Here is a 387-nt window from a genome sequence, read left to right on the forward strand (position 1 = left end):
TGAATTATTAATAGTTTCATAAAACTGGTCCGCAATATTCCCCATCTCTTTATGTCTTCGGAAACTTTGCAACAGAATCGGATTCATTATGTAACTTCACAAACCATAATAGAAATTATTAAGTAAATATTGATGTAAATTTAGTGAAAAAGCTCTTCATTTTAGCATTCTGAAGAGCTTTTTCATTAATTATAAATATACGAGCGTGTATTGATTTTTATTTCCCCAAAATAATTACATGAAAATCTATTATTTCGAACTATCCCATGACCCATCTGAGTTAAAATAGTACCATTTCCCATTAATTTGTTGCCAGCCTGTTTGCATAGCTCCAGAAGAATTAAAATAATACCAAATACCATTAACTTGCTGCCAGCCTGTTTGCAT

The 387-nt window shown here is 30.7% G+C and carries 1 pseudogene; it reads right to left on the reverse strand.

The window, feature by feature from the left end:
* Nucleotides 1–252: 252 nt before the first annotated feature.
* A pseudogene (locus tag JDS96_RS30775) lies at nt 253–387 on the reverse strand (choline-binding protein A); the annotation flags it as partial.

The sequence above is a fragment of the Bacillus cereus group sp. N21 genome (assembly GCF_016483395.1).
GTDB lineage: Bacteria > Bacillota > Bacilli > Bacillales > Bacillaceae_G > Bacillus_A > Bacillus_A pseudomycoides.